The sequence below is a fragment of the Nocardioides sp. P5_C9_2 genome, from assembly GCF_054049555.1.
This window is the reverse complement of sequence record NZ_JBFUMD010000604.1, coordinates 1-1925: the sequence shown is the minus strand read 5'-3', so window position 1 is coordinate 1925 and position 1925 is coordinate 1. Positions and strand designations below refer to the sequence as shown.

2 protein-coding genes are annotated in these 1925 nt (G+C 74.1%); both read left to right on the top strand.

All coding sequences use genetic code 11. The features are described from left to right. Nucleotides 1-69: 69 nt before the first annotated feature. Nucleotides 70-813 (top strand): LppX_LprAFG lipoprotein, encoded by a 744-nt coding sequence (locus tag ACXJKL_RS20140; protein ID WP_457208771.1) that lies wholly within the window; start codon nt 70-72, stop codon nt 811-813. Then, nucleotides 810-1925 (top strand): MFS transporter (locus tag ACXJKL_RS20135; protein WP_457208770.1); only part of this gene is annotated, 1116 nt, incomplete at its 3' end. The genes ACXJKL_RS20140 and ACXJKL_RS20135, both read left to right, overlap by 4 nt.

Here is a 1925-nt window from a genome sequence, read left to right as displayed (position 1 = left end):
CATCGCCGCGGTGGCCGGCCCGGTCGCGAGCGCTGTGGCGGCCACCGACGGTGTGGAAGGCTGAATGCCATGAGCCTCTCCCTCGCCCACGACCGGCGTCGCACACCGGGCCGCGCCCTCGCCGGGGCGATCTCGGGCGCCGTGGTCGGCGTCGTCCTGCTGGCCGGCTGCTCCGGCGGGGACACGAGCGGGGCCGCCGACCAGCAGACGCCGGACGAGGTGCTCGCCACGGCCGCCGACACGCTCTCCCGCACGAGCGGCGTCGACCTCACCCTGTCCACCGAGAACCTGCCGAAGGGCGTCTCCGGCATCACCCGCGCCGACGGCGTCGCCACCGACGCGCCCGCGTTCGAGGGCACCATCACCGTCGTCTACGCAGGCCAGAGCGTCGACGTCCCGGTGGTCGCGGTCGACAAGGTCGTCTACGCCCAGCTGCCCTTCACCACCGGCTACCAGGACATCGACCCCGGCGACTACGGCGCGCCCGACCCGGCCGCCCTGGTCAGCGACGACACGGGCTTCGGCTCCCTGCTCGCGGTGACCGAGGGCGTCGAGGAGGGTGACAGCGTGCGGGGCGGTGCGGACAACACCGAGGTCCTCACCACCTACACCGGGACCGTGCCGGGCCCGGCCATGAAGAAGGTGATCCCGAGCTCGTCGGGCGACAGCTTCGACGCCGAGTACCTCGTCAGCGACGACGGCGAGCTGCGCCAGGCCGTGCTGACCGGCGTGTTCTACCCGGACAGCGCCGAGATGACCTACACCGTCGACCTCGCCGACTACGGCACGACCCGCGACATCGTCGCACCATGAGCCGGGCGGCCGGGCCGGACGCGTCCGGGACCGGCTCCGCACGCCTCCTGCTCGGACTCGCCGCCGTCGCGGTCGCGTTCGCAGCCGCCGACACCTACGTCGTGGTCCTCGCGCTGCCCGACATGATGACGTCGGTGGGCGTGCCCATCGACCAGCTCCAGCGGGCCGCCCCGATCGTCTCCGGCTTCCTGCTGGGGTACGTCGCGATGCTCCCGCTGATCGGTCGGATGGCCGACCTGCAGGGTCGGGTCCCGGTGCTGGTCTTCTCGCTGGTCCTCTTCGCGCTGGGGTCGCTGGTGACGGCGCTCGCCTACGACATGCCCTCGATGGTGACCGGGCGCTTCCTCCAGGGGGTCGGCGGCGGCGGGCTGGTGCCCGCCACCCTGGCCCTGGTGGCCGACCTCTACCCGCCGCACCGGCGCGGCGTGCCCCTCGGCGTCGTCTCGGCCGTCCAGGAGGTCGGCTCGGTCATCGGTCCGCTCTTCGGTGCCGCGGTCCTCGCGTTCACGGACTGGCGGGTGATCTTCGTGATCAACCTCGCCGTCGGGCTCCTGCTGGCGCTGGCCATCCGCCGCGTCGCGCCCGTCCACCGCGAGGCCCCACGCCGGGTCGACGTCGTCGGGATCGTCCTCCTCGGGACCTCCCTGCTGGCCGGCGCCCTCGTCATGCTGCGCCCGCCCCCGCTGCTGCGCGACCTCACGTGGGGCCAGGCGTTCATCCCGTTCACCGGGGACGGCCGCTGGCTCACCCCGGTCGGCGTGGTCGCGATGGGCACGGGCGTCGCCTTCCTCGCCTGGTGCACCCTCGCGCGTGCCCCGCTCCTCGACGTACGCCGCTGGGTGGCGGCCCTGCGCGAGGCCGACCTCGTCGGCGCGCTGCTCCTCGCGCTCGCGCTGGCCGGCGTGATCCTGGCCTTCGCCACGGCCGACCCCAAGGTGCAGGTCTTCTCCGACCGGGGACTGTGGTTCCTGCTCGGCTCCGGGATCGCCGCGGTCCTCCTGGTCGCGCACCTGCGCCGGGCCGCGGCGCCACTGGTCCCCCGTGGCGCGCTCCGGCGCACTCCCGCCTGGGGCGCGTTGCTGGTGAGCTTCTTCATCGGCGCCGCCCTCATC